The following is a 584-nucleotide window of genomic DNA, read 5'->3' on the forward strand; positions in this document are numbered from 1 at the left end:
GCCCAAGAGGGGCTTCACCATGACGGACTCGCAGCCCAACACGTACCAGGACTGCCTGGACAAGCTGCTGGACGTGACGTCCGACGTCTACGCGGTGGCCTCGGACGACATCATCCTCGCGGGCTACGAGAAGGCGAACCCGGGCAAGGTGCGGCGGCTGGAGAACATCCAGGGCGCGGAGGGGTACGGCGTGGCGATGCGCCCCAAGTCCCCGCTCCTGAAGGGCGAGGTGTGCGCGGCGCTGCGGGACGTGCTGGCCGGGAAGGTCTGGGAGGACATGTACCGGAAGAACCTGTCCGGCCTGATGGGCAAGAAGAACCCGCCGGGCCGCCCGGACCTGACGGAGTGCAAGGGGTACTGAGGCGGCGGTACGGGGCGGGGCTGCGGGAGCAGTGCTACGGAGACCGGGGACGGGCCCGCCGCTCCGGCGGTACGGGGACGGCCCGCCGCCTCCGGCACTACGGGGACGAGCCCGCCCCCCTGCTCACCGCTCCGGGAACCGTTCCCCGCAGCGGCTGCAGAAGACCGGGGCGGCATCGTCGGAGAGCCGCCCGCACCCCGGGCAGACCCGGTCCAGCATGCAG

The 584-nt window shown here is 71.9% G+C and carries 1 pseudogene; it reads left to right on the forward strand.

Annotated elements, in window-relative coordinates:
- Positions 1 to 361 (forward strand): annotated as a pseudogene (locus RNB18_RS50855) (transporter substrate-binding domain-containing protein); the annotation flags it as partial.
- Positions 362 to 584 lie beyond the last annotated feature (223 nt).

Origin of the sequence: Streptomyces doebereineriae, assembly GCF_031845645.1 — a bacterium.
In the GTDB taxonomy this organism is placed as follows: Bacteria; Actinomycetota; Actinomycetes; order Streptomycetales; family Streptomycetaceae; genus Streptomyces; species Streptomyces canus.